Annotated in this window: 21 protein-coding genes; 8 read left to right on the forward strand and 13 right to left on the reverse strand. The window is 69.8% G+C overall.

Annotation, left to right across the window (positions count from 1 at the left end):
- Positions 1-155 precede the first annotated feature (155 nt).
- From EJ913_RS14380 to EJ913_RS14390, 3 genes are all read left to right on the forward strand, one after another.
- Positions 156-1,418, forward strand: coding sequence for an SAM-dependent methyltransferase (locus tag EJ913_RS14380; RefSeq protein ID WP_126998995.1), 1,263 nt, complete (start codon positions 156-158; stop codon positions 1,416-1,418).
- 222 nt (positions 1,419-1,640) lie between these two features.
- Entirely contained in the window at positions 1,641-2,864 is a 1,224-nt protein-coding gene (locus EJ913_RS14385) for an NADP-dependent isocitrate dehydrogenase (protein WP_126998997.1), read from the forward strand.
- Positions 2,865-3,004: 140 nt separating this feature from the next.
- The gene (locus EJ913_RS14390) at positions 3,005-3,385 is read left to right on the forward strand and encodes an oxidoreductase (protein ID WP_126998999.1); all 381 of its coding nucleotides are present in this window, start codon (positions 3,005-3,007) and stop codon (positions 3,383-3,385) included.
- Positions 3,386-3,480: 95 nt separating this feature from the next.
- Here EJ913_RS14390 and EJ913_RS14395 read toward each other — a convergent pair whose 3' ends face one another.
- The 4 genes from EJ913_RS14395 to EJ913_RS14410 form a co-directional block, all read right to left on the reverse strand.
- A complete protein-coding gene (locus tag EJ913_RS14395; protein ID WP_126999001.1) occupies positions 3,481-3,855 on the reverse strand; it encodes a GcrA family cell cycle regulator in 375 nt (124 codons plus the stop codon).
- Between the two features lie 170 nt (positions 3,856-4,025).
- Positions 4,026-4,829 (reverse strand): anti-sigma factor family protein, encoded by an 804-nt coding sequence (locus EJ913_RS14400; protein ID WP_126999003.1) that lies wholly within the window; start codon positions 4,827-4,829, stop codon positions 4,026-4,028.
- Positions 4,829-5,407: an RNA polymerase sigma factor gene (locus tag EJ913_RS14405; RefSeq protein WP_238520967.1), complete on the reverse strand. Its 579-nt coding sequence runs from the start codon at positions 5,405-5,407 to the stop codon at positions 4,829-4,831. Before EJ913_RS14405 ends, EJ913_RS14400 begins: the two co-directional genes overlap by 1 nt.
- Before the next feature lie 39 nt (positions 5,408-5,446).
- A complete protein-coding gene (locus tag EJ913_RS14410) occupies positions 5,447-6,889 on the reverse strand; it encodes an NADP-dependent isocitrate dehydrogenase (RefSeq protein ID WP_185909779.1) in 1,443 nt (480 codons plus the stop codon).
- Between the two features lie 307 nt (positions 6,890-7,196).
- On the opposite strand from EJ913_RS14410, the gene EJ913_RS14415 reads away from it, so the two are divergent.
- A complete protein-coding gene (locus EJ913_RS14415) occupies positions 7,197-9,401 on the forward strand; it encodes a SulP family inorganic anion transporter (RefSeq protein WP_126999005.1) in 2,205 nt (734 codons plus the stop codon).
- A gap of 24 nt (positions 9,402-9,425) precedes the next feature.
- On the opposite strand, the gene EJ913_RS14420 is transcribed toward EJ913_RS14415, so the two are convergent.
- Positions 9,426-10,253, reverse strand: coding sequence for a tellurite resistance TerB family protein (locus tag EJ913_RS14420; RefSeq protein ID WP_126999007.1), 828 nt, complete (start codon positions 10,251-10,253; stop codon positions 9,426-9,428).
- Positions 10,254-10,631: 378 nt separating this feature from the next.
- Between EJ913_RS14420 and EJ913_RS14425 the strand changes: the two genes are divergently transcribed.
- Positions 10,632-11,435, forward strand: a complete 804-nt coding sequence (locus tag EJ913_RS14425; RefSeq protein WP_238520964.1) for a DUF2189 domain-containing protein — start codon at positions 10,632-10,634, stop codon at positions 11,433-11,435.
- Between the two features lie 12 nt (positions 11,436-11,447).
- On the opposite strand, the gene arfB is transcribed toward EJ913_RS14425, so the two are convergent.
- From arfB to EJ913_RS14455, 6 genes are all read right to left on the reverse strand, one after another.
- Positions 11,448-11,876, reverse strand: a complete 429-nt coding sequence (arfB, locus tag EJ913_RS14430) for an alternative ribosome rescue aminoacyl-tRNA hydrolase ArfB (RefSeq protein WP_126999009.1) — start codon at positions 11,874-11,876, stop codon at positions 11,448-11,450.
- A complete protein-coding gene (gene rsmA, locus EJ913_RS14435; RefSeq protein ID WP_126999193.1) occupies positions 11,873-12,751 on the reverse strand; it encodes a 16S rRNA (adenine(1518)-N(6)/adenine(1519)-N(6))-dimethyltransferase RsmA in 879 nt (292 codons plus the stop codon). Before rsmA ends, arfB begins: the two co-directional genes overlap by 4 nt.
- Before the next feature lie 98 nt (positions 12,752-12,849).
- Positions 12,850-13,422 (reverse strand): hypothetical protein, encoded by a 573-nt coding sequence (locus tag EJ913_RS14440; RefSeq protein ID WP_126999011.1) that lies wholly within the window; start codon positions 13,420-13,422, stop codon positions 12,850-12,852.
- A gap of 13 nt (positions 13,423-13,435) precedes the next feature.
- Positions 13,436-14,299: an alpha/beta fold hydrolase gene (locus tag EJ913_RS14445; protein ID WP_126999013.1), complete on the reverse strand. Its 864-nt coding sequence runs from the start codon at positions 14,297-14,299 to the stop codon at positions 13,436-13,438.
- A 46-nt stretch (positions 14,300-14,345) separates the two neighbouring features.
- Entirely contained in the window at positions 14,346-15,206 is an 861-nt protein-coding gene (locus EJ913_RS14450; protein ID WP_244939356.1) for a lytic transglycosylase domain-containing protein, read from the reverse strand.
- Positions 15,207-15,312: 106 nt separating this feature from the next.
- On the reverse strand, positions 15,313-15,846 hold the full coding sequence (locus EJ913_RS14455) for a hypothetical protein (RefSeq protein WP_126999017.1): 534 nt from the start codon (positions 15,844-15,846) through the stop codon (positions 15,313-15,315).
- A gap of 157 nt (positions 15,847-16,003) precedes the next feature.
- Between EJ913_RS14455 and EJ913_RS14460 the strand changes: the two genes are divergently transcribed.
- From EJ913_RS14460 to EJ913_RS14470, 3 genes are all read left to right on the forward strand, one after another.
- A complete protein-coding gene (locus EJ913_RS14460; protein ID WP_126999019.1) occupies positions 16,004-18,274 on the forward strand; it encodes a hybrid sensor histidine kinase/response regulator in 2,271 nt (756 codons plus the stop codon).
- Between the two features lie 63 nt (positions 18,275-18,337).
- Entirely contained in the window at positions 18,338-20,746 is a 2,409-nt protein-coding gene (locus EJ913_RS14465; protein WP_126999020.1) for a penicillin acylase family protein, read from the forward strand.
- Positions 20,743-21,963, forward strand: a complete 1,221-nt coding sequence (locus EJ913_RS14470; RefSeq protein ID WP_126999022.1) for a threonine ammonia-lyase — start codon at positions 20,743-20,745, stop codon at positions 21,961-21,963. The genes EJ913_RS14465 and EJ913_RS14470 overlap by 4 nt, the downstream gene beginning before the upstream one ends.
- Positions 21,964-22,041: 78 nt before the next feature.
- Here the strand turns inward: EJ913_RS14470 and EJ913_RS14475 are convergent, their stop codons facing one another.
- Both EJ913_RS14475 and EJ913_RS14480 read right to left on the reverse strand, forming a co-directional pair.
- Entirely contained in the window at positions 22,042-22,809 is a 768-nt protein-coding gene (locus EJ913_RS14475) for an ABC transporter ATP-binding protein (RefSeq protein WP_126999024.1), read from the reverse strand.
- Positions 22,797-23,549, reverse strand: coding sequence for an ABC transporter permease (locus EJ913_RS14480; RefSeq protein WP_126999026.1), 753 nt, complete (start codon positions 23,547-23,549; stop codon positions 22,797-22,799). The genes EJ913_RS14475 and EJ913_RS14480 overlap by 13 nt, the downstream gene beginning before the upstream one ends.
- Positions 23,550-23,562: the final 13 nt, after the last annotated feature.

Below are 23,562 nucleotides of genomic sequence, written 5' to 3' on the forward strand. Positions count from 1 at the left end.
ATCGGGCGGTTTTTCGCATTCGGGGTCCGGCTTATGGGCCGGTTGGCCTACCTCCGTACTCGCCCGAATGGGTTAGCAAGTCTGACCTACCGGCGGGTTGCCTTCCGCTTTTCCCGCGCGCCATGCTTGAACGGATATCGCGTGAGGATTTCGGCATGCTGCTCGCCCGCCTGCTCGGCGCCGCCATCGGTGGCGGATCGCTCGACCTCGTCACCGCCGACGGCCGTCGCCGGCGCCTCGGCCCGGCCGGGGTTCCGGCCCTGACGCTGTGGCTGCACGATCCAGGGGTGGCGCGCGACCTGCTGATGAACCCGCGCCTGCGCTTCGGCGAAGCCTACATGGACGGGCGTCTGTCCATCAAGGGCGGGACGATCTACGACATGCTGTCGCTGCTGATGACCGACAGCACCGTGCAGGGCGCCCTGGGGCGTGTCCTGGAGACGCTGTCCCCCGCCCTGCGCCGCCTCCAGCAGCACAACCCGATGCAGCGCTCGCGCCGCAACGTCGAGCACCACTACGACCTGTCGCGCCGCTTCTACGAACTCTTCCTTGACCGCGACATGCAGTACTCCTGCGCCTATTTCGCCGACCCGGCGATGACGCTGGACGAGGCGCAGGAGGCCAAGAAGCGCCACATCGCCGCCAAGCTGCTGCTGGTGCCGGGGATGCGCGTGCTCGACATCGGCTGCGGCTGGGGCGGCATGGCGCTGTACCTCGCGCGGACCACCGGCGCGCGGGTCACCGGCATCACCCTGTCCTCCGAGCAACTCGCCGTCGCCCGCGAGCGGGCCGAGGCGGCCGGCCTGTCCGACCGCGTGACCTTCGAGCTGCGCGACTACCGCGAACTGGCGGCCAGCAACACCGAGCGCTTCGACCGCATCGTCTCGGTCGGCATGTTCGAGCATGTCGGTCTGCCCCACTACCGCGCCTATTTCGACGCGGTGCGCGCGCTGCTGACGGAGAACGGAGTCGCGCTGCTCCATTCCATCGGCCGGCTGGACGGCCCCGGCGCGACCAACCCGTGGATGCGCAAGTACATCTTCCCCGGCGGCTACTCTCCCGCCCTGTCGGAGGTGCTGCCGGTCGTCGAATCGTCGGGTCTGCTCTCCACCGACGTGGAGATCCTGCGCCTGCACTACGCCGAGACCCTGCGCCACTGGCGCAACCGCTTCGAGGCCCGGCGCGACGAGGCGCGGGCGCTCTACGACGAGCGCTTCTGCCGGATGTGGGAGTTCTATCTGGCCGGAGCCGAGTTGAGCTTCCGCACCCAGGGCCACATGGTGTTCCAGATCCAGCTTGCCCGCTCCCTGGGAGCGGTGCCGCTGGTGCGGGACTACATGGTCCACGCCGAACGGGAGCTGGCGCTGGCCGCGTCCCCCCCGGTCCACGGCGCGCGTTCGACGGAGTCGGCCATCTGAAACCACCGCAATCCAGCCATGCTTATGCGACATTGAAGCCGTGCGGTCCGCCGCGCCTTCCTTTCCGTGACGGGGCAGTGCTATATAACCGCGATTAATTTCCGCCCGGGGTACCGGGAGACCGTCCTCGCGCGGTTTCCCGGCAACAAGCGCCCGCTGGATGACGCGCCCGGCATCGAAGGAAACACAACGCCCTTACCCGTTCGGGGAGATCTCGCACCCATGTCCAAGATCAAGGTCGCCAATCCGGTCGTCGAACTCGACGGCGACGAGATGACGCGCATCATCTGGCAGTTCATCAAAGACAAGCTGATCCTGCCCTACCTCGACATCGATCTGAAATACTACGACCTGAGCGTCGAGAACCGCGATGCGACCGACGACAAGGTCACCGTCGAATCGGCCAAGGCGATCCAGCAGTACGGCGTCGGCGTGAAGTGCGCGACCATCACCCCGGACGAGGCGCGGGTGACGGAGTTCAACCTCAAGAAGATGTGGAAGTCGCCGAACGGCACCATCCGCAACATCCTGGGCGGCACCGTGTTCCGTGAGCCGATCGTCTGCTCCAACGTTCCGCGCTACGTGCCGGGCTGGACCAAGCCGATCATCATCGGCCGCCACGCCTTCGGCGACCAGTACAAGGCGACCGACTTCGTCGTGCCGGGTCCCGGCAAGATGACGATCAAGTGGGAAGCCGCCGACGGCGGCCAGACGATCGAGCACGAGGTCTTCGACTACCCGAGCGCCGGCGTGGCGATGGGCATGTACAACCTCGACGACTCAATCCAGGGCTTCGCCCATTCCAGCTTCATGTACGGGCTGGAGCGCGGCTACTCGGTGTATCTGTCGACGAAGAACACGATCCTGAAGGCCTATGACGGCCGCTTCAAGGACATCTTCCAGCAGATCTTCGACGAGACCTACGCCGAGCAGTTCAAGGCCAAGGGCATCGTCTACGAGCATCGCCTGATCGACGACATGGTCGCCTCGGCGCTGAAGTGGGAAGGCGGCTTCGTCTGGGCCTGCAAGAACTACGACGGCGACGTGGAGTCCGACGTGGTGGCGCAGGGCTTCGGCTCGCTCGGCCTGATGACCTCGGTGCTGGTGACGCCGGACGGCAAGACCGTCGAGGCCGAAGCCGCCCACGGCACGGTGACCCGCCACTACCGCGAGCACCAGAAGGGCAAGGAGACGTCGACGAACCCGATCGCCTCGATCTACGCCTGGACCCAGGGCCTGGCCTATCGCGGCAAGTTCGACAACACCCCCGACGTGATCAAGTTCGCCGAGACGCTGGAGCGTGTCTGCGTCGAGACCGTCGAGTCCGGCTACATGACCAAGGATCTGGCGATCCTCATCGGCCCGCAACAGCCGTGGCTGACGACCAAGCAGTTCCTCGACAAGCTGTCGGACAATCTTCAGAAGAAGATGGCCGCCTGGCAGTAACCTTGCCGTAAAAGGCATGGGTGCGACGCCGCGTCCGGGTCAAACCGGGCGCCGGGTCGGCTAGGGTTCGAGCGGGAAGCTTCGGCTTCCCGCTTTTTTTGTTGCCCAATTTTCGGAAAAATCCGGGAGGAAACGACCCCATGCCCAACGACCTGTTCCGCGTCGCCGTCATCGGCGCCGGCGAGACCGGCACGCCCTTGCTGCGCACGCTGCTGGACGCCCCCTTCGTCGAGTTGCTGGGCGTGGCCGACCTCGACGCCGAAGCACCGGGCGCGCGTCTGGCCCGCGAGCGCGGCGTCGCGACCACCACCGATTTCATGGAGCTGGCCCGGCTGGGCGACCGGCTCGACATCCTGATCGACGTCACCGGCGTTCCCGCCGTGCGCGAGGCGCTGCGGCGGGAGATGCTGGACTCCGACAACCACCACACCCTCATCGTCCACGAGACGGTGGTGCAGTTGATCCTATCGCTTCTGTCGGGGCAACTGGTGCGGCTGAAGCACGACGCGCAGGATTACTGAACGCGCAAAAAGCGGAAAAGCCCTTCTCTCCCCCGAGAGAAGGGCTTTTCCGCTTTTGCTTTCGGCGTTCGGGCGGGAAGGAAACGGGCAGCCGGTCAGGCGGCGCCGACGTTCCGAACCCGTTCCTCTTCGCGCTTCTTGCTGGTGCCGGTCGGCTGGTAAGCCAAGGCGGCGTGTTCCGCGCAATAGGGCAGACCGCTGAGCGAGGTCTTGCCGCAGAAATGGAAATCCTGGTGCTTGGGGTCGCCGACCGGCCATTTGCACATGCGCTCGGTCAGCGCCAGGATGGTTGCCCCGCGCGTGGGCTTCTTCTTGATGGGCGAGGGACGGCCCGACAACCCCAGGCGGTGCGCCTTGCCGATCACCGCGTTGCGGCTGATGTCACCCAGAGTGTCGGCGATCTCGCTCGCGCTCAACCCCTGGGACCACAGATCCTTGAGCTGTTGAATCCGCTCGTCCGTCCAACTCATCCCCGTGTACTCCCGATCCGGTGCCGCTGCTTGGCTCGTGGTCGCGGTCTGACGCCGTTTTCCATAAGCCGCAACATTTTGTGCCAGCCGAGGAGGAACCTACCAGATGAACGCCGCAAACGATAGAGGCTCGCGACAACAATCCTGTGCATAAGTCCGGGGGTGCCCCGTCAGGAGTTCAGGGCACCATACACCTCCTCGGCAATTCCGGAAAGGGTAGCCCGATCGAGATCGCCGGTCACGGCCAAGGCCAAGCCGTTGTCACGCCAGTACAAAGCCCGCAAGGATCCGTCCTGGGCGAAGCGGAAGGCGGTCCCCGCCGTGTTCGGGCTGGGCCGGATGTAGAGGGTTATGCGGCGTCCGGCCGCATCCTCATACATATAAAGCGCTACCGGCCCGTCGGCGTCGGCGAGCAGCCGTCCCCCCATCAGCGCATAGCCGCCTCGGGTCACCTTGGGACAGCGCATCGGCTTGCCGATCCGCTTGGACAGCCAAGCGACCAGATGCGCCTCCTGGTCGACGCCGATCTCGATGGGGTGGCGGACCTCGACGGTGAAGACCCGGTGCGCGGCGACGGCGTCGGCGATGAAGGCGGCGGTGGGGGGATCGCCGCGCAGACCCGCGCGGTCGCGCAGCAGCCAGCCGCCCGCCCCACCGGCCAGGAAGACCAGCAGGGACGCCGCCAGCGCCATTGCCCAGAACCGCAGCCGCCCGGTCCCTACGGGCAGGGACGCACGGGCTTCGAAGGGCGGGGTCAGGCGGTCGGGAACCGGCTGGTCGATCAGCGGGCCGAAGCTGTGCGACAGCAACGCGCGCTGGGCGCGGTAGCGCTCGATGCGCCGGGCTTCCTCCGGGTGGTCGGCGAGGTGGCGTTCGACGGAGGCGCGCCGCTCCTCGGGCAGTTCACCGTCGAGCCAAGCGTGCAGGTCGGCCTCGGTCACGGGAGTCTGGGGGCCGTTGGCGCCGGTCGTCATCACTTGATCCTCCTCACCGCCTGCTCCGCACCGCCGTCGAGCAGGACCCTCAACCGTTCGCGCGCCCGCGCCAACCGTGACATCACGGTGCCGATGGGCAGTTCCAGCACCTCCGCCGTCTCGCGGTAGGACAGCCCCTCCATGCCGGTCAGCAGCAGCACCGTGCGGTGCTCGTCGGTCAACTGCCCGAAGGCGCGGACGAAGTCCCGCACCGCCCCCCGGTCGGCCGGCGGGGCGCTGAGCGCCAGATCGTCGGCCAGTTCCTCGACCGGAATTTCCGCTCCGCGCCGCCGCCGTCCGCGCAGGCCCGAGATGTGGAGGTTGTGCAGGATCGACATCAGCCAGCCGCCGAGCCGCGACGGGTCGCGCAGGGCGTGGCGGTTGGCCAGCGCCTTCTCCACGCAATCCTGCACGAGGTCGTCGGCGTCGGGGCGGTTGCCGACGAGCGCGGTGGCGTAGCGCCGCAGCCGGGGCACATGCGCGGCGATGGCGCGGTCGTCGATTTGGTGACCGATCCGGTGATCGTCGGGGCTGGGGCCGGTCATGTCGGGTCCATCGGGGGCGTCTTCACCGGTCATGACGCTCGGCCCCTCCCGTTTATTCCCGCGATCGGATTCTTACCCTGGCGTCGAGAAGCCGGCCTTGCCGTCGAAGTTGCAGAGGTTCTCGGTCTGGGTGAAGTCGATCCCGGCCTCCGCCAGACGGCTCAGCAGTTCCACGATGGCGCCATGCTTGACCGGCCCGCCCAGCGCCTGGAACCGGCAGCGCCAGTGATCGGTGCAGAAGACGTCCAGATTGCCGTCCGGCCAGACCCGCTGCGAACGGTTGGAGATGCTGGTCAGCGTCAGCGCCTCGGTCGAAAGCGGCCCGACCAGATCGGCCAGATCGTTGGGCACCCCGCCCGACCATTGCAGGAAGACGTCCACCCCGACCAACTCCTTCACCGCGATGCGGCGGGGCGACAGCCGGTTGACGCCGTCATAGGCGGGACGCGCGGTGGTGTAGCCGACGGTCGGCATGGTGACCGGCATCTGGCCCAGCCGCTCGACCACCGCGTCGGCGAAGGCACGGGTGCCGACGCGGACGCGGCCGATGCCGCGCGCGAAGATGTCGGCGGTGTGAACGCCGTCCTCGATGGTCTTGAGCCACGCGTTGTGGATGCGCGCGGCGATGTCGCCCTGCCCGATGTGGACCAGCATCATCACGGCGGCCATCAGCAGGCCGGAGGGGTTGGCGGTCCCCTGCCCCGCGATCATCGGGGCGGAGCCATGGATCGCCTCGAACATGGCGCAGGTCTCGCCGATGTTGGCGGAGCCCGCCAGCCCGACCGACCCGGTGATCTGCGCGGCGATGTCCGACACGATGTCGCCGTAGAGGTTCAGCGTGACGATCACGTCGAAGCGCTCCGGCTGGTCGGCCAGACGGGCGGCGCCGATGTCGACGATCATGTGGTCGGCCTTGATCTCCGGATACTCGGCGGCCAACTCGTAGAAGATCTTCAGGAACAGCCCGTCCGTCATCTTCATGACGTTGTCCTTGACGAAGGCCGTCACCTTCTGCCGGTGGTTGGACCGGGCGTAGTCGAAGGCGTAGCGGACGATGCGCTCCGACCCCGGCCGCGAGATCAGCTTGACCGACTGGATCACCTCGTCGGTCTGGCGGTGCTCGATGCCGGCGTAGAGATCCTCCTCGTTCTCGCGGATGATCACCACGTCCATGCGCGGGTGGCGCGTGCGGACGTAGGGGTGGTACGCGACACAAGGGCGCACGTTGGCGAACAGCCCCAGCGTGGTGCGCGCCGTGACGTTCAGCGACTTGTTGCCATAACCCTGCGGCGTCGTGATCGGCCCCTTGAGGAAGACCCGCGTGCGGCGGATCGATCCCCAGCCGGCGGCGTCGAGCCCGCCCGCGTGGCCGCGCCGGTAGACGGCCTCGCCGGCCGGCACCTCCTCCACCTTCAGCCGCGCGCCGGCCGCGTTCATCACATAAAGCACCGCGTCCATGATCTCGGGGCCGATGCCGTCGCCGGGGGCGACCGTGATGGGGGTGATATCGCGCATACACTCGCTCCGAAGGGTCGCGCGACCGTAGACGGAAAGCGGGGTGATTTTCAATGGGGGGAGGTGGCGCACCCCGGCCGCGACGGGACGGGCGCAAAGCGGCTGAAGCGCCCTTCGCCGCCATGTTCGGACGGGTTCGCAATGCCGCGTTGGGAAGGTGGGAGTTCCTGCCATTTCAGCTTGCTTCCAACGCCCCGCTTGCGGTCACTATGCCGCAAAGGTCAACCCACCGCCGAGGACCCGGCAAGGCCCACGTGCCGCTCCGTGGAAACGGCGCGGACCACCGGACAGCGTGCCCCACAGCAGCATGACAAAGAATCAGAAGACGCCGTTGCGCGGCAACGCCATCCTGGCCTCCGGCATGATCGGGCTCGTCGCCGGGATCGACAATCTCGGAAACGGGCTGGCGATCGCCGCGTTGTTGTTTTCCGGCCCGCTGGCCTCCGGGCTGGGGCTGGGCGTCGGCGTCGTGCTGTTGAGCGCGGCGATCCTCGCCCTGCTGGTCGGACTGCGCAGCACGCAGCCCAACACCGTCGCCCTGGTTCAGGAGACCGGCGTCGCCGTGCTCGCTTCGACCGTCGCGGCGATGGCGGCCGACACACCGGACGCCCCCGACGCGGTCCGGGTCGCGACCGCGCTGGCGATCCTGGGAACCAGCACGCTGGTCACCGGCGCCCTGTTCTGGCTGGTCGGACGGCTGCGGCTGGGAACCCTCGTCCGCTTCTTTCCCTACCCGGTCGTCGCCGGCTTTCTCGCCGGATCGGGCTGGCTGCTGGTGGAAGGCGGGCTGACCATGCTGACCGGCGAGCACGCGCCGCTCGCCAACCTGGGATCCCTGGCGAATCCGCCGACCCTGGCCAAGCTGGCGCCGGCGGCCCTCCTCGCCGCCCTGCTGGTCGTGGTCCTGCGCCGCAACGCCCCGCCCTTCGCCCTGCCGGCCGTGCTGGTCGGGGCCGCCCTCGCCTTCCACGCGGCGCTCGCCGTTCTGGGAATCACCCCCGACCAAGCCCGCGCCTGGGAATGGTTGCCGACGGTGTCCGGCGCCGGCGCGGTCAGCCTGCCGTGGCCGACGGAAATCGTCGCGACGGCCGACTGGTCGCGGGTGCTGGCGGCGGCCCCGGCGATCCTGTCGGTGGCGGTTCTCGGCCTCGTCGGACTGCTTCTCAACAGCAGCGGGATCGAACTGGCCAACGGCCACGACATCGACGCCAACGCCGAGCTTCGCGTCACCGGAAGCGCCAACCTGATCGCCGGGCTGTTCGGCGGGCCATCCGGCTTCGTCGGGCTCGGCATGACGCTGCTCGCCGGCCGGCTCGGCGCCGCCGACCGCTGGGCCGGAATCGCCACCGCCGCCGTCATCGGGCTCGGGCTGTTCTTCGCCGGCTGGCTGGTGGCCAACACGCCGGTCTTCCTCACCGCCGGGCTGATCCTGTTCCTCGGCATCGAGTTGCTGCTGGAATGGGCGGTGGCCTCGCGCAAGCGGCTGCCGCGCGGGGACTGGCTGATCGTGCTGGCGGTGCTGGTCGCCATCGCCGTCGTCGGCTTCATCGAGGGGCTGGCGCTGGGGCTGGCCGTGTCGCTGGCGATGTTCGTCTACACCTACGCCCGCCTGCCCGTCATCCGATCGAGCACCACCGGCCACGCGCTGCGCAGCCGGGTCGACCGCTCCCCGGCGGCGATGCACCATCTGACAGAGGCCGGCGGCGCCATCGAGATCCTGCAGCTTCAGGGCTATCTGTTCTTCGGCACCGCCGAGCAGATCGTCCACCATGTGCGCCGGCGCCTGTCCGACGCCGGGGCGCCGCCGCTCCGCTTTCTGATCGTCGATTTCGCCCACATCAAAGGCATGGATTCGGCGGCGGCGAGCGGCTTCACCCGGATCCGCAACCTGACCGCCACGGCGGGCGTCCGTCTGCTCCTCAGCGGCCTGCCGCCCAAGGTCGCCGCGGCGCTGGCCCTGACCGAGCTGGATCTGGAGAGCGACCCGGCGCTGGCGCGCGTCATCGACATCGACCACGCCCTGGAGCATTGCGAGAACGGCCTGCTGGCGACGGCCCCCCTACCCCCGCCCGATGGCGCGCTGATCCGCCATCTGGAAGAGGCCCTCGGCCCACACGCGCGGCTCGCCGACGCGGTGGCGGCGCTGGACGAGCTTCGGCTGATGCCGGAGACGGTGCTGATCCAGGCCGGCGAGACGGCCAGCGACGTGTTCATCATCGGCCGGGGCCGCGTGAAGGTCCAGACCACCCGGCCCGACGGCCAGCGGCTGCGGCTCCGCACGATGACCGGCGGCGCCGTGGTCGGCGAGATCGCGCTGCTGCTCGGCCAGCGGCGCATCGCCGACGTGGTGGTCGACGAACCCTCGGTCATCTACCGCCTGACCGCCGCCACGCTGGCCCGGCTGGAGCGCGAGGACGCCGAACTGGCCTTCGTCTTCCACCGCCTGCTGTCGACGACGCTGGCCGAGAAGCTGACGCGGGCCACGTTGGTAATCGAACAGGCCCACCGCTAGCCGCAATCGCGGGCCCCGGCGCTCCTAAACCATCGAGTCCAGTTCGCGGCGGCGTTCCTCCGACAGGCCCAGGCGGGAGGCGAGGTAGGACAGATACTGGCGATCCACCTCGCTGCCGCCGCGCACCGCCAGTTCGGAGGCCAGATAGACCTGTTCGGCCGTCTCGGGATCGCGCACCGCGCGGACCACCTCGTCCATCGGCTTTGGAGAGCGCAGTTCGGCCTCGACGATGCGGCGGTCCTCCGGATCGGCCTGGGCGGCGTCGAGGCTGCCGAGGATCCGGTGCTGCTCGTCCGACGATATCCGTCCATCGGCGTTGGCCGCCGCGATCATCGCGCGGATCAGCAGCAAGGCCTTGGCGTCGCCGAGGTCGGGTTCCGGTGTGCCGCCGCGCAGCACGCCGGCCAGCCGGTCGCCGAGACCGCCCGCCGCCCCGCCGGCGATTCCGCCCAGAACGCCTCCCAAGGCCCCCCCTCCCCCGGACGCGGCCCCTCCGCCGAGCACGCCACCAAGGCCGAGCCGGTCGAGGATGCCCCCCAGCGGCCCGCCCGCCGAACCGGCCGTCGGGAAACCGGTCGATGGGGTGGAGGGATGGGACGACGGCGCCGCGCCCTTCTGGCCGTCCTGATAGGCGCGATAGGCCAGATAGGCGAGCGAGGCGAGCCCGGCCTTCTGGAACAAGCCCATGCCACCGGCCGGCGCGTGCGGGATGCCGTGCCCGTGATAGCCTTTCTTCTTCCCCTTCTTGCCCATAAGCAGAGGCATCGCGGCGGCGAAGGCCGGTCCCCGCCCCGTGCGGCCGGCCAGCCCGTTGGCCAGGATGACGCCCAGAACCTTGCTCAGATTGCCCATCGTTCCCTTCCTTGCCGGGGGCCGTTCCTTAGCCCATGGCCGAATGCCCATGAACCTGTGGCCCGTGCACACATGGGGAGGCTTCGGGCCGTTGAAACCCGCCCCACCCCCAAGGAGTCCGTCCGCCATTTGTTCGCCCTACGCATTGGTTGTATGCGAACGTTATGGGCTGCGGTGCGGAGCGGAGCGGGTGTAGGCTGGTCGGGATCGTGGTTCGATCCATCCTTTCGCACGCGGACGGCCGGGCGTCGCGCCGGCCCTGAAACGACCGCCGGATCGGCCCCCTCGCGACACCGCATGCACACCCCATCGCGCCCCGCCGACGCTGCGGCCCGCGGTCGGGATGACGGAGGTCGGACGATGGCACAACGATGGTCCATGCCCCACATGCCGAGCCAGCGCAGCATGGCCGACATGGTGATGGTCCCCACCACCCCCATGGTGCGCAGGATCGACGCGCGGGATCTGCGCGACGCCCTGGCGATGGGCTGGCGCGATTTCATGGCGTCCCCGACGCAGCTGCTGTTCCTCGGCATCATCTACCCGCTGGTCGGCCTCGTGGCCGGGCGGGTGGCCTATGGCGGCGACATGCTGCCGCTGCTCTACCCGATGGTCGCCGGGCTGGCCTTCGTCGGCCCGATCGCAGCCGTCGGCCTGTACGAGCTGAGCCGCCGCCGCGAGCGGGAGGAGCCGGTGTCCTGGCTCAACACGCTGGACGTCTTGCGGTCGCGGGCGATCTGGTCCATCGCGGCGCTGGGGCTGCTGATGCTGACGCTGTTCCTGCTGTGGCTGGGGGCGGCGCAGTTGGTCTACGACACGACGCTGGGCACGCTTCACCCCGCCTCGGCCAGCGAGTTCGTCCGCCTGCTGTTCGCGACGCCGGAAGGCTGGCAAATGATCGTGCTGGGCAACGCGGTCGGACTGCTCTTCGGCGCGGTCGCGCTGGCTCTCAGCGTCGTGTCCTTCCCGATGATGCTCGACCGCGAGGTCGACTGGGTCATCGCCATGCAGACCTCGGTGCGCGCGGTGATGGCCAATCCGGGGACGATGGCGCTGTGGGGCATGATCGTGGTCGGCGCACTAGCGCTCGGCTGCCTGCCGGCCTTCGTCGGGCTGGCGGTCGTCATGCCGGTGCTGGGCCACGCGACGTGGCACCTGTACCGGATGACCGTGCGGGGATGAACGTGGACGGCCTCAGTCGTCGCTGGGGCCGGAGCGGCGGCCCTGCTTGACCTCCGAGCGCTTGGCCTTGCCCTCCAGCCGCCGCTGCTTCGATCCGAAGGTCGGCTTGGTCGCGCGGCGGGTCTTGGGCGGGATCGAGGCGTCGCGGATCAGGTCGATCAGACGCTCCCGCACGTCCTCGCGGTTGCGGAGCTGGCTGCGGTAGCGGTCCCCAGCGATGATCAGGACACCCGCCGCCGTCATCCGCGACCCGGCCAGCCGGGCCAGCCGGGCCTTCACGTCGTCCGGGATGTTCGGCGACGCGGCCACGTCGAAGCGCAGTTGGACCGCCGAATCCGTCTTGTTGACGTGCTGGCCCCCCGGTCCGGAGGCGCGGACGAACTCCTCCTGGAGTTCGCTTTCGTCCAGGCTGATGCGGGGGGTAACGCGGATCGTCGTCATGCCGGGGGCGTCGCCTCCCCCGCGAGCGCTTCCCGCGCGCGGTGGGCGCGGGCGAGCGCCGCGAAGCCGGCGACGTCGATCTCCTCGGCCCGCGCGGTCGGGGCGATGCCGACCTCCTCCAGCAGGGCCTCGGCGTTGCCCAGCGACTTCAGGCTCTGCCGCAGCATCTTGCGGCGCTGGCCGAAGGCGGCGGCGGTCACCTTTTCCAGGGTCTTCCAGTCCGCCGGCTCCGGGTTGGCGCGCGGGGTCAGGTGCACGACGGTGGATTCGACCTTGGGCGGCGGCGTGAAGGCGCGCGGCGGCAGGTTGAACAGCACCCGCGCGTCGGACCGCCACTGGGTGATCACCGACAGGCGACCGTAGGCCTTGCTGCCGGGTTCGGCGACCAGCCGGTCGGCGACCTCCCGCTGGAACATCAGCGTCAGGCTGACATAGGCGTCGATGCGGGCCAGCCAGCCGAGCAGCAACGGCGTCGCCACGTTGTAGGGCAGGTTGGCGACGATGGCGCGCGGGGCCGGGGCCAATGTTTCCGGATCGACGGTCAGCGCGTCGGCCTCGACGATGCTCAGGCGGCCGCCGGCGGCGTCGACCACGTCCTGAAGCGCCTCGATGAAGCGGCGGTCGCGCTCGATGGCGATCACCTTCGGCGCGTCGGTGGTGAGCAACGCGCGGGTCAGGCCGCCGGGGCCGGGGCCGACCTCGATGATGGACACGCCCTTCATCGGCCCGGCCGAGCGCGCGATCCGCCCGGTCAGGTTCAGGTCGAGCAGGAAGTTCTGCCCGAGCGACTTCTTCGCCCCCAGCTCGAACCGCGCGATCACGTCGCGCAGCGGCGGCAGGGCGTGCGGGTCGAAAGCCGGCACGGGGGCCGGCATGGGCGCCGGTACGGCAATCGGGGCGGCGGAGTCGGTCGTGGGCATGGCGGTCGGATCGTCGGTCATGATTGGTCTTATAAGCCGCCGCCGCGCCGCCGTCAGCCCTCCACGCGCAGGGCGATGCCGGCGGGCGGCGAGTCGAGGCGCCCGGTGCAGGTGACCCGGCGGGGATCCTCGAAGGCGTCGGGCGCCCGCGCGCCGAGCGTGACCTGCAAGGCGACGCGGTCGGCCATCTGCTCGCCCAGCTCCGGCGGGCGGTTGGCGCCGCGCGCCTCGTGGCCGAACACGCTTTCCAGATACCAGCTCGCGCCGCCCGAGCCCTGCGGCGCGCCGCGCACCAGCGCCCCGGCGACCCGGCCGAACAACTCGACGCAGACCGCCTCGGTCCGGTTGGCGGCCGGCTCCACGAAATTGGCGTAGGCGACGATGCGGCGGTCCTGCGGGCGGTAGAACGCCCCGCTGCGGGCCAGCGTCGAGCGCCCGCCCTGCGCGGCCTCCGCCGCCGCGTAATCGAGATCGCCGCGCAGCCGGGCGATCCCCCAATCCAGCAGGGTCATCGGTTCGCCCGCCAGCCAGTCGAGCGCGTCCACGCGGGGGGCGGCGCGGTGATCCTGGGCGGCGGCCGGTCCCGCCGCCACCCCGACCAGCAGGGCGAGCAGAAGCGCGCGCATCGGCGTCGCGCCCTCAGGCGTCCAGAAGGAAATCGCGGACGACGGCGATCTGGTCCTCGCTCATCAGGGCCGGGGCGTGGCCGGTGTGGGGAAACTCGACCACCCGGACGTTGCCCTTGGCGCCGGGACCTCGCCGGGTCATCTCCTCGGCGGTCTCGGCGGTCAGCAGGTCGGAATCGGCGCCACGCAGCACCAGGACCGGGCATTGGATGCGGTCCCACACCGCCCACAAATCCACGTCGTCCATCGGCTGGTTCTTGAACGCCTCGGCGATGCCGGGGTCGTAGGCGAGGCCGTAGCGCCCATCGGGGCGGCGGCGCGCGCTGTGCTCGGCCATGTGGCGCCAGCAGGAGTCCGACAGCCGCCCGAAGCCCATCAGAACGAAGCGCAGGTAGGATTCGACGGCGGCCAGATCCTCGAAGACCGGATCCTTGCCGACGTAATCGGCGATGCGCTGCAACCCGGCCTTGGCGATGAAGGGGCCGACGTCATTGATCACCATCCGGCGGATCGGGCTGTTGGGCTGCGCCGCCAGCGTCATGCCGATCAGCCCGCCCATCGAGGTGCCGACCCAGTCGACCTCCTCCACCCCCAGCCGGGCGATCAGGGCGGTCATGTCGGCGCAGTATTGCGGGTAGCCGTAGAGCGCCGGCACCGGCAGCCAGCCGCTGCGCCCGCGCCCCACCACGTCCGGGCAGGCGACCCGGCGCTGGCCGGCGAGCGCCAGGGCCAGCGGATCGAAATCGCGCCCGTTGCGGGTCAGGCCGTGGACGCAGACGACGGTGCGCGCCGCGTCGTCGCGCCCCCACTGCGTATAGGCCACCGGATGGAAACCGGCGGCGCTGAGGCCGAGAAAGCTGCGTTCGGACATCGGCACGGGACGGGGTCTCCTGATCCGGGCGGTCGGCTCGCGGGCGGTCCGCTCACCCCTTTTTCGGCGATTTGGCCGGGCGTGGCAACTCCCCAGCGGGGGCGGCGGCGAAGAGCGGCGAGGTTTCTCCAGCGGCGCTCCCGTCGTAGGGGTGGCGGTCGGCGTCGTAGAGGCGGCGGATGATGCGCACGTAGTTGCGGGTTTCCTCGTAGGGCGGGATGCCCTTGTAGCGGTCCACCGCGCGCTCCCCGGCGTTGTAGCCGGCCAGCGCCAGATTGACGTCGCCCTGGAAATAAGCCAGCAGCCAGCGCAGATACCTCACTCCGCCGGTGATGTTCTGCGCCGGATCGAAGACGTCGCCGACGCCGAAGCGGTCGGCGGTGTCGGGGATCAGCTGCATCAGCCCGGCCGCGTCCTTGGGCGACACCGCGTTGGTGCGGAAGGCGCTTTCCGCCTGGATCACCGCCAGCACCAGCGCCGGATCGACGCCGTGCTTGGGCGCGATGGTCTGGACCAGCCTGACGATCTCGGCCGGCGGCGCGGACAGCGCGCGCACCGGACCGGCGCCGGGGCGGCACCAGGGGCGGATGCGGCCCATGCGGCCGGGGATGTAGTTCGCGAGGCGGCGCGCGTCGGCGTGCCCGCGCGAGGCCGCCGCACGCATCCACGCGGTGCCGAGCCGCTGGTTCTTGCGGACGCCGACGCCGAACAGGTAGCGGCGGGCCAGCCGGAAGGCGGCGTTGGCGTCGCCTTGCTCCGCCGCCTCGCAATCGCTCAAGCTCTTGGACAGCTTGGGCGGCGACGGCGGGGTCAGCTCCGCCACGGAGGGAGCGGGCTTATCGGCCGCCAGCACTGCGGGTGCCGCCAGGGCAAGGAACCCCGCCAGCACCACCGACACGACGCGACCGCTCAAACCCTTGTCCTCCGGAACCGAAACCACGCACACGCAACGCTTGGGAAGCACAGGCGAGCCGCGAGTATGGTGACGGGAATGCGCATCGGCAAGGTGGGGGTGGTGCTTATCGGCCTCCCGCATGCCATCCCCTCACCAACGCCGCGACCCGTCGCCCCGCCTCACGCAACCGCCGGGCGGCACGGCGGACGGCCTGCCAGGGCGGCAGCGCCTTCAGCCAGTCGAGCCCGCGGACCGCGCGCGCATAGATCCAGGCGAACCAGGGGATGGTCAGCAGCTTGGGCCGCGTCAGGTGGAACAGCCGCTCGACCAGCGTGAGCTTGACCAGCTCCGCCCCACCCAGCACCAGCAGCGCCGGCCACGGCCGTCCGGTGGCGAACAGCCAGGCCGCGACCGGCTTGGCCGGTTCCAGGATGGCCAGCGGCAGCAGGACCAGCAGCAACGCCGGATAGGGCCGCAACCCGGCCGCCCAACCGGCCACGCGCCCGAACACCGGCAGCCGCCCGATCCAGCGGGCAAAGGGGCGCACCACCCAGTAGACCAGCGCGTCGATCAGGAAATACGCGAGCGCCAGAACCGTCACCAGCGGGCGCAGCACCCGGCGCAGGACGGAGCGGAAAAGGGGGACGCTTTCGCTCATCGGCTATGCCCACACATACGTCTTAGGTCGTTTTCTACCACGAAGGGGGGCCTTTCGTCAGATTGGTGAGGATGGCACGCTCGCCCAAATTGTCATTACGTTGGGGAGAACTCTCCCCCATCCAGTTCAACCCCGACAACTTGGCGATACACCCCCCGTGCCCGGCCATTACGACCCTCTCCTCGTCGCCCTGTCCTACGCCGTCGCCGTGTTCGGCGGCTACGTGGCGCTGGACCTCGCCCACCACGCCCGCGCCATCCGGCAGGGCGGCGGGCTGTGGATGACCGGAGCGGCGCTGGCGTTGGGGGCCGGCATCTGGTCGATGCATTTCATCGGGATGCTGGCCTACCGGATGGAGACCGCCGTCGGCTACGACGCCGGCCTGACGGTCCTGTCCTTCGCGCTGGCCGTGATCATGTCGGGGGCGGGGCTGTTCGCCATGGCACACAACCGCCCACACGGCCTGGTCCTGCCGGCCGCCGGCACCATGACCGGGCTTGGAATCGTCGGCATGCACTATGTGGGCATGGCCGGTCTGCGTATGGAGGCTCGCTTGTCCTACGACACGGCGCTTGTCGCGGCTTCGGTCGCCATCGCCATCGCGGCCTCGACCGCCGCCCTGTGGCTCGCCTTCCGCACCACCCGCCCCCTGGAGCGCGCGGCCGGCGCCGTCCTACTGGGGCTGGGCGTGGTCGCCATGCACTACACCGGCATGGCCGCCGCTGGAATGGAAGCCGAGGTCGCCCATGACGCGATGGCCGAACACGGCGCGATGCCGGCCCTGTCCTCGTCCCTGCTGGCGGCGCTGACCGGGGCCGGGACGCTGCTGCTGCTGACCCTGGCGTTGGCCTCCTCGCTGCTGACCCGCCAGCGGCAGGCGGAGAAGACGGCGGAGCAGGACGCGCGTTACCGCGCCATCGTCGACAGCGCGGTGGACCCCATCGTCGTGATCGACGAGCGCGGTCTCATCGAATCCTACAACCGCGCCGCCGAGCGCACCTTCGGCTACACCGCCGACGAGGCCGTCGGCCGCAACGTCTCCATGCTGATGCCGGAGCCCTACCAGACCGCCCATGACGGTTACCTGTCCCGTTACCACCGCACCGGCGAACGCCACATCATCGGCGTCGGCCGCGAGGTGGAGGGCCGGCGCAAGGACGGCAGCACCTTCCCGCTCGACCTGTCGGTGGCGGAATGGCGGGCGGGGAAGCGACGCCTCTTCACCGGCATCATGCGCGACATCACAGCCCGCAAGGCGGCGGAGGACACCATCCTGCGCGCCCGCGACGAGGCCGAGGCCGCGCGCGAGGAGGCGCTGCGCGCGCAGAGCGCGGCGGAGCGCGCCGACCGCGCCAAGACCAAGTTCCTCGCCGCCGCCAGCCACGATCTGCGCCAGCCGCTGCAATCGCTGTTCTTCTTCGCCCACGCCCTCTCCGACAAGCTGGACGGCCACCCGACCGCGCCGCTGCTGGCGAGCATGAGCGAATCCCTGAACGGACTTCGGGTGATGCTGGACAGCCTGCTGGACGTGTCGCGGCTCGACGCCGGGGTGGTGAAGCCGAGCGTCACCGAATTCGCGCTCGGCCCCCTGCTCGACCGGCTGGCCGAGGAATACGCCATCCGCGCCTCGGAAGCCGGCCTGCGGCTGCGCCACGTGCCGACCGCCGCCTGGACCAGCAGCGACCCGGCGCTGGTCGAGCGCATCCTGCGCAACCTGATCGAGAACGCCATCCGCTATTCGGAAAAGGGCACGATCCTGCTCGGCTGCCGGCGGCGGAACGGCTCGGTGCGGCTGGCCGTCTACGACCAGGGCATCGGCATCCCCGCCGACAAAACCCAGGACATCTTCCAGGAGTTCACCCAGCTCGCCAACCCCGAGCGCGACCGCCGCAAGGGCCTCGGCCTCGGGCTGGCCATCGTGAAGCGGCTGGCGGGCCTGCTCGGCCACACGGTGACCCTGCGGTCGGAACCGGGCCGGGGCAGCGCCTTCCTGGTCGACCTGCCGTCGGCGGCCCCGCGCCCGATCCCCAAGCCGGCGCGCGCCGCCATCGAACGCCCGCGCGGCAAGGGCCTGATCGTCATCGTCGAGGACGACACCATCATCCTGCTCAGCATGCGCGCGATGCTGGAGGAATGGGGCTACGACGTGGTCGCGGCGGTGTCGGCCGACGAGGCCATCGACACGCTGCTGAACATCGGCCAGCGTCCGGCGATGATCGTCGCCGACTACCGCCTGCGCGAGGGGCGGACCGGCGTGCAGGCGATCCGCGACATCTACGGGGTGTGCGGCGTGCGGGTGCCCGCCGTGGTGCTGACCGGCGACACCGACCCGGCCCGCATCGCCGAGGTGCAGCGCAGCGGTCACCGCCTGCTGCACAAACCGGTGTCGCCGACGATCCTGCGCGACATTTTGTCCTCGGCGGCGTAAGCCTCTCCCCCGACCTCCCAAAACCGGAACCCGCCGGTTCCAATCCCCGTTGCACGGACCGTGATGCCCCGCCGACTTCTCATCCGCATCGCCATCGCGGTGGCGATCCTGATTCTCCTGCCGCCGCTGTTCGCCGGCGGGCTCTTCCTCTGGATGCGCGCGCAGCAGCCGCAGACGGCCGGGAACGTGGCGCTGCCGGGGCTGGACGCACCGGTCGAGATCATCCGCGACGCCCACGGCGTGCCGCACATCTTCGCGACGAACGAGCGCGACGCCTACCGCGCGCTGGGTTACGCCCACGCCCAGGACCGGCTGTGGCAGATGGAGACCATGCGCCGCGCCGGGTCCGGCCGGCTGGCTGAGCTGGTCGGCACGCGGTTCGGCGATTTCGCCCTGCGCAACGACCGGATGATGCGGACGCTGGGCGTCCGGCGGTCGGCCGAGGCGATGCTCGGCACGCTGTCGGCGCAGGCCCGCGACGCCTTCGAGGCCTACGCGGAGGGCGTGAACGCCTACCTGGATACCCGGCGCGAGGCCCTGCCCATCGAGTTCCAGCTTCTCCGCCACACGCCGGAGCCGTGGACGCCGACCGACAGCCTGGTCTGGGCCAAACTGATGGGGCTGCAACTGTCGGCCAATTACCGCGACGAATTGTTCCGCGCCCGCGTGCTGGAAAAGCTGACGCCGCAGCAGGTGGACGATTTGTTCCCCCCCGACCCGCCGGGATCGCCGGTGACGCTGGCGGCGGAACTGCGCGGGCTGAACCTGCAACAGGAACTCCGTCGGACCCTGGCGGCACTGCCGGATCTGGGCTTCGACACCGCGTCGAACGAATGGGCGCTGACCGGTGCCCGCACCACCACCGGCAAGCCGATCGTCGCCAACGACCCGCATCTGGGTCTGGACGCGCCGATCCTCTGGTACCTTGCCCGCATCGTGACGCCGCAGTACAGCATCGCCGGGGCGACGGTCCCCGGCGTGCCGCTGCACGTCCTGGGACACAACGGCAAGGTCGCCTGGGGCTTCACCACCACCCACAGCGACACGCAGGACCTCTTCGTCGAGAAGATCGACCCGCAGGATCCCACCCGCTACGCCGGCCCCGAAGGCCCTCTGCCCTTCGAGAACCGCGCCGAAACGATCCGCATCGACGGCCAGCCCGACGAGACCCTGACCGTCCGAGCCACCCGCCACGGCCCGGTGATCTCCGACCTTGAGGGCGGCGGGGCAACGCCCTCCGGCCATGTGCTGGCCTTGTCCTTCCCCGGCCTGTCCGACGACGACAGCTCGGCCGAGGCGCTCTATCGCCTGAATCACGCCGAAAACGCCGAGGGCGTGCGCGAGGCCCTGCGCCTGCACGTGGCGCCGCAGCAGAACGTGGTCTACGCCGACCGCGCGGGCGAGGTCGGGCTGATCTCGCCGGCCCGCGTGCCGATCCGCCGCAAGGGCGACGGACGGGTGCCGGTGCCGGGCTGGACCGGGGAGTACGACTGGACCGGCTTCCTGCCCTATTACGCGCTGCCCCAGGCGGTCAACCCGCCGTCCGGGCAGTTCGTCAACGCCAACAACGCCATCGTCGGCGCCGACTACCCCTACCGCATCGCCACCGAATGGCCCGACCCGTCGCGCGCCAAGCGCATCGTCGAGATGCTCGGCACCAGCCGCCATTCGGTCGATGACGTGGCCCACCAGCAGATGGACAGCGTCTCCCTGCCCGCCCGCGAGTTGCTGCCGGAACTGCTGAAATACCCGGTCCCGCGCGGCATGGCGACCGACGCCGTCGCCCTGCTCAAGACCTGGGACGGCACCATGTCCCGCGACCGGCCGGAGCCGCTGATCTTCGAGGCGTGGCTGCGCGAGCTGGTGCGCACCGTCTTCGCCGACGAACTCGGCCCCGACTTCGCGTCCTACTGGGATCTGCGTCCGGCGGCGCTGGTCCGCGTGCTGCGGGACAAGCCGCAATGGTGCGACGACGTGGCGACCTCCGCCACCGAGACCTGCGGCGACGCCATCGCCGCCGCGCTGACCGACGCCTTGACCGCGCTGGAGAAGCGCCACGGCTCGACCGTCGCCCGCTGGCGCTGGGGCGACGAGCACCGCGCGGCGTTGAAGCACCGCATGCTGGGCGCGGTGCCGCTGCTGGGCGGCATGACCGACCTGTCCATCGAGACGGACGGCGGCTTCTTCACGGTCAACCGGGGAACCACCCGCATCCGCGACGCGGCGGCGCCCTTCGCGCATGTCCACGGCGCCGGCTATCGCGGAGTCTACGATCTGGCCGATCTCGACAACTCGCGCTTCGTGATCGCGACCGGCCAGTCGGGGAATCCGCTGTCGCGCCATTGGGGCGACCTCGTTTCGATGTGGCGCGACGGCGGCTCGTTGCGTCTGTCCGGCGACCGTGGCACGCTGACCACGGCAGGGGCGGAGGTGCTGACACTCACACCACGCAACACCGGGACGAACCAATGACCACCACCATCAGCCTGGAGGACGTGCGCGCGGCCGCCGTGCGCATCGCGGGGCATCTGCCCCTCACACCGGCGGTGCCGGCGCCCCGCCTGGGGGACATGGCGGGATGCCGGCTCCACCTGAAGCTGGAAAGCCAGCACGCCACCGGCTCCTTCAAGGAGCGCGGCGCGCTGAACAAGCTGCTGTCGCTCAAGGATGAGGAGCGGAAGGCCGGCGTCATCGCCATGTCGGCCGGCAACCACGCGCAGGCGGTGGCCTGCCACGCGACGCGGCTGGGCATCCGGTCCACCATCGTCATGCCCAGCTTCACCCCCTTCACCAAGGTGGAGCGAACGGAAAGCCTGGGCGCCAAGGTCGAGTTGCACGGCGATACGCTGAGCGACGCGGCAGCCTTCGCCCGGGAATTGGCAACACGCGAGGGGCTGACCTTCGTGCACCCCTACGACGATCCCTTCGTCGCGGCGGGACAAGGCACGGCGTCGCTGGAGTTCCTTGACGCGGTACCGGACCTCGACACGCTGGTGGTTCCCATCGGCGGCGGCGGACTGATCGCCGGCATGGCGACGGCGGCCAAGGCGGTGAAGCCGGGCATCCGCGTGGTCGGCGTGCAGTGCAGTCAATACCCGGCGATGCGGCAGGCCCTGGCCGGCCAGCCCATCGCCTGCGGCGGCGTCACCATCGCCGAAGGCATCGCGGTGAAGGCGCCGGGAGGGATGACCCTGCCCATCGTCCGCGCCCTGGTCGACGAGGTGGTCGAGGTCAGCGAAGCTAGGCTGGAGGAGGCCGTCTACCGCCTCTCCACCATGCAGAAGCTGGTGGCCGAGGGAGCGGGGGCGGCGGCGCTGGCGGCGGTGCTGGACAACCCGGAGGCGTTCAAGGGCCGCAACGTCGGGATCGTGGTGTCGGGCGGGAACATCGACTCCCGCATCCTGGCGCAGGTCTTGATGCGCGGTCTGGTCTACGAGGGGCGGATCGTCCGGCTGCGCATCGGCATCACCGACGCCCCCGGCGCGCTGGCCCGCGTGACCCACCTGCTGGGCGAGGCCGGGGCGAACATCGTCGAGGTCTATCACCAGCGGCTGTTCCACAATGTGCCGGTGAAGATGGCCGAGGTGGACGTGCTTCTGGAAACCCGCGACCAGACGCATGTGCAGGCGCTGATGGTGCGGATGAAGGAGGCGGGCTTCCCGACGTCGCTGATGACGGACGTGTCGTAAGGGAGAAAGCGCTTGCTCCCCTCTCCCGCAACCCGGGGGAGGGTTAGGGAGGGGGCATCGAAGCCGAAACCTCCCCCCTCAAATGCTGTAATTGTCCGCGATCTCCAACCGCAACTGTTCGACCTGCTCGCGGAACACCGAGCCATCCCGCCCCGCGCTGTTGCGCACGTCGCGCACCACCCGCGCCGGGGTGCCGCCCAGCACGATGATGCGGTCGGCCAGATGCACAGCCTCTTCGAGGTCGTGGGTCACGAACAGGATCGTCTTGCCGGTCTCCCGGTGGATCCGCCGCAGTTCGTCCTGGAGGTTGTTGCGGGTGATGGCGTCGAGCGCGCCGAAGGGTTCGTCCATCAGCAGGATGTCTGGATCGACCGCCATCGCCCGCGCGATGCCGACGCGCTGGCGCTGCCCACCCGACAGCTCATACGGCCAGCGCCGGGCATAGCCGTCGAGCCGCACCAGCTTCAACGCCTCCTCGGCCCGGCGCAGGCGCTCGTCGCTGGTCACCGGCAACCCCTCCAGCCCGAACTGAACGTTTTTGACCACGCGGCGCCACGGCAGCAGCCGGGCGTCCTGGAACACCAGCCCGACCGGGCGGTGGGCCGGGCGCGGGTCCTGGTGAATGGTCACGCCGCCGGTGCGCGCCTTGTGCAGCCCGGCGACGACGCGCAGCAAAGTGGACTTGCCGACCCCGGACGGCCCGACGATGGCGACGAAGCTGCCGCGCTCCACCGACAGATCCACGTCCACCAGAACCGGCGGCGCGTCCTTCCCATAGCCGATGGAGACGTTCTTGAGGTCGATCACCGCGGCACCGCTCAGCGGTGCCCCTTTTACCGTTGCCATGAGAGAACCCGCGACTGCACTTGCATGAACAGGAAGTCCGACACGCCGTAGAGCAGCGCGATGGTCACCATGTAGAGCACGACGATGTGGGTTGCCAGCAAGCTCGACGCTTCACCCATCCGCATGCCGAGGCCGGAGATGCCGAACAACTCCGCCGCGACGACGGTCATCCAGCCCTGCCCCAGCCCGGCCCGCAGGCCCGACAGGATGCCCGGCAAGGCCCCCGGCAGCACGATCTTGAACAGGCGCGCCACCAGCCCGCCCTGCCCGAAGGCGTAACCGAGTTCGATCAGATCCTTGTCCACCCCGCGCACGGCGGCGTAGGTGGCGTAGTAGTTGATCCAGAACACCGTCAGCGCGATCAGGAAGGACGCCGCGGCCTCGCTGATGCCAAACCACATGATGGCGAAGGGGATCCAGGCGATGGCCGGGATCGGGCGCAACATGCGCACGACCCAGGCCTGGCACGCGTCCCACACGCCCCACAGCGCCGCGGCCGTCCCGAAGGTCACGCCGAGGAAGGCCCCCAGCGACAGCCCGACCAGATAATGCGACAGGCTGGCCGCCACCATCGCCTGCCAGATTCCGCTGCGGAATTCGGTCAGGAAGGCGGCGGGAACGGCGCTGGGCGACGGGATCAACTGGGCGGGCACGATGCCACTCCGCGCCACCGCCTCCCACAGCAGAAGGAAGCCGATGACGCCGAGCGCCGACAGGGCGAGTGAGTTGCGGGTCTTCATTGAACGTCCGGGT

The organism is Azospirillum doebereinerae (assembly GCF_003989665.1).
GTDB lineage: Bacteria > Pseudomonadota > Alphaproteobacteria > Azospirillales > Azospirillaceae > Azospirillum > Azospirillum doebereinerae.

Excerpts from the sequence above, each read along its gene's own strand:
- EJ913_RS14480 (WP_126999026.1), bottom strand. The coding sequence starts at position 23,549 with ATGAAGACCCGCAACTCACTCGCCCTGTCGGCGCTCGGCGTCATCGGC.
- EJ913_RS14455 (WP_126999017.1), bottom strand. The coding sequence starts at position 15,846 with ATGAGCGAAAGCGTCCCCCTTTTCCGCTCCGTCCTGCGCCGGGTGCTG.
- EJ913_RS14465 (WP_126999020.1), top strand. The coding sequence starts at position 18,338 with ATGCCCCGCCGACTTCTCATCCGCATCGCCATCGCGGTGGCGATCCTG.
- EJ913_RS14415 (WP_126999005.1), top strand. The coding sequence starts at position 7,197 with ATGACAAAGAATCAGAAGACGCCGTTGCGCGGCAACGCCATCCTGGCC.
- EJ913_RS14410 (WP_185909779.1), bottom strand. The coding sequence starts at position 6,889 with ATGCGCGATATCACCCCCATCACGGTCGCCCCCGGCGACGGCATCGGC.
- arfB (WP_126999009.1), bottom strand. The coding sequence starts at position 11,876 with ATGACGACGATCCGCGTTACCCCCCGCATCAGCCTGGACGAAAGCGAA.
- EJ913_RS14425 (WP_238520964.1), top strand. The coding sequence starts at position 10,632 with ATGCCCCACATGCCGAGCCAGCGCAGCATGGCCGACATGGTGATGGTC.
- EJ913_RS14420 (WP_126999007.1), bottom strand. The coding sequence starts at position 10,253 with ATGGGCAATCTGAGCAAGGTTCTGGGCGTCATCCTGGCCAACGGGCTG.
- EJ913_RS14475 (WP_126999024.1), bottom strand. The coding sequence starts at position 22,809 with ATGGCAACGGTAAAAGGGGCACCGCTGAGCGGTGCCGCGGTGATCGAC.
- EJ913_RS14390 (WP_126998999.1), top strand. The coding sequence starts at position 3,005 with ATGCCCAACGACCTGTTCCGCGTCGCCGTCATCGGCGCCGGCGAGACC.
- rsmA (WP_126999193.1), bottom strand. The coding sequence starts at position 12,751 with ATGCCGGCCCCCGTGCCGGCTTTCGACCCGCACGCCCTGCCGCCGCTG.
- EJ913_RS14405 (WP_238520967.1), bottom strand. The coding sequence starts at position 5,407 with ATGACCGGTGAAGACGCCCCCGATGGACCCGACATGACCGGCCCCAGC.
- EJ913_RS14395 (WP_126999001.1), bottom strand. The coding sequence starts at position 3,855 with ATGAGTTGGACGGACGAGCGGATTCAACAGCTCAAGGATCTGTGGTCC.
- EJ913_RS14400 (WP_126999003.1), bottom strand. The coding sequence starts at position 4,829 with ATGACGACCGGCGCCAACGGCCCCCAGACTCCCGTGACCGAGGCCGAC.
- EJ913_RS14385 (WP_126998997.1), top strand. The coding sequence starts at position 1,641 with ATGTCCAAGATCAAGGTCGCCAATCCGGTCGTCGAACTCGACGGCGAC.
- EJ913_RS14380 (WP_126998995.1), top strand. The coding sequence starts at position 156 with ATGCTGCTCGCCCGCCTGCTCGGCGCCGCCATCGGTGGCGGATCGCTC.
- EJ913_RS14440 (WP_126999011.1), bottom strand. The coding sequence starts at position 13,422 with ATGCGCGCGCTTCTGCTCGCCCTGCTGGTCGGGGTGGCGGCGGGACCG.
- EJ913_RS14470 (WP_126999022.1), top strand. The coding sequence starts at position 20,743 with ATGACCACCACCATCAGCCTGGAGGACGTGCGCGCGGCCGCCGTGCGC.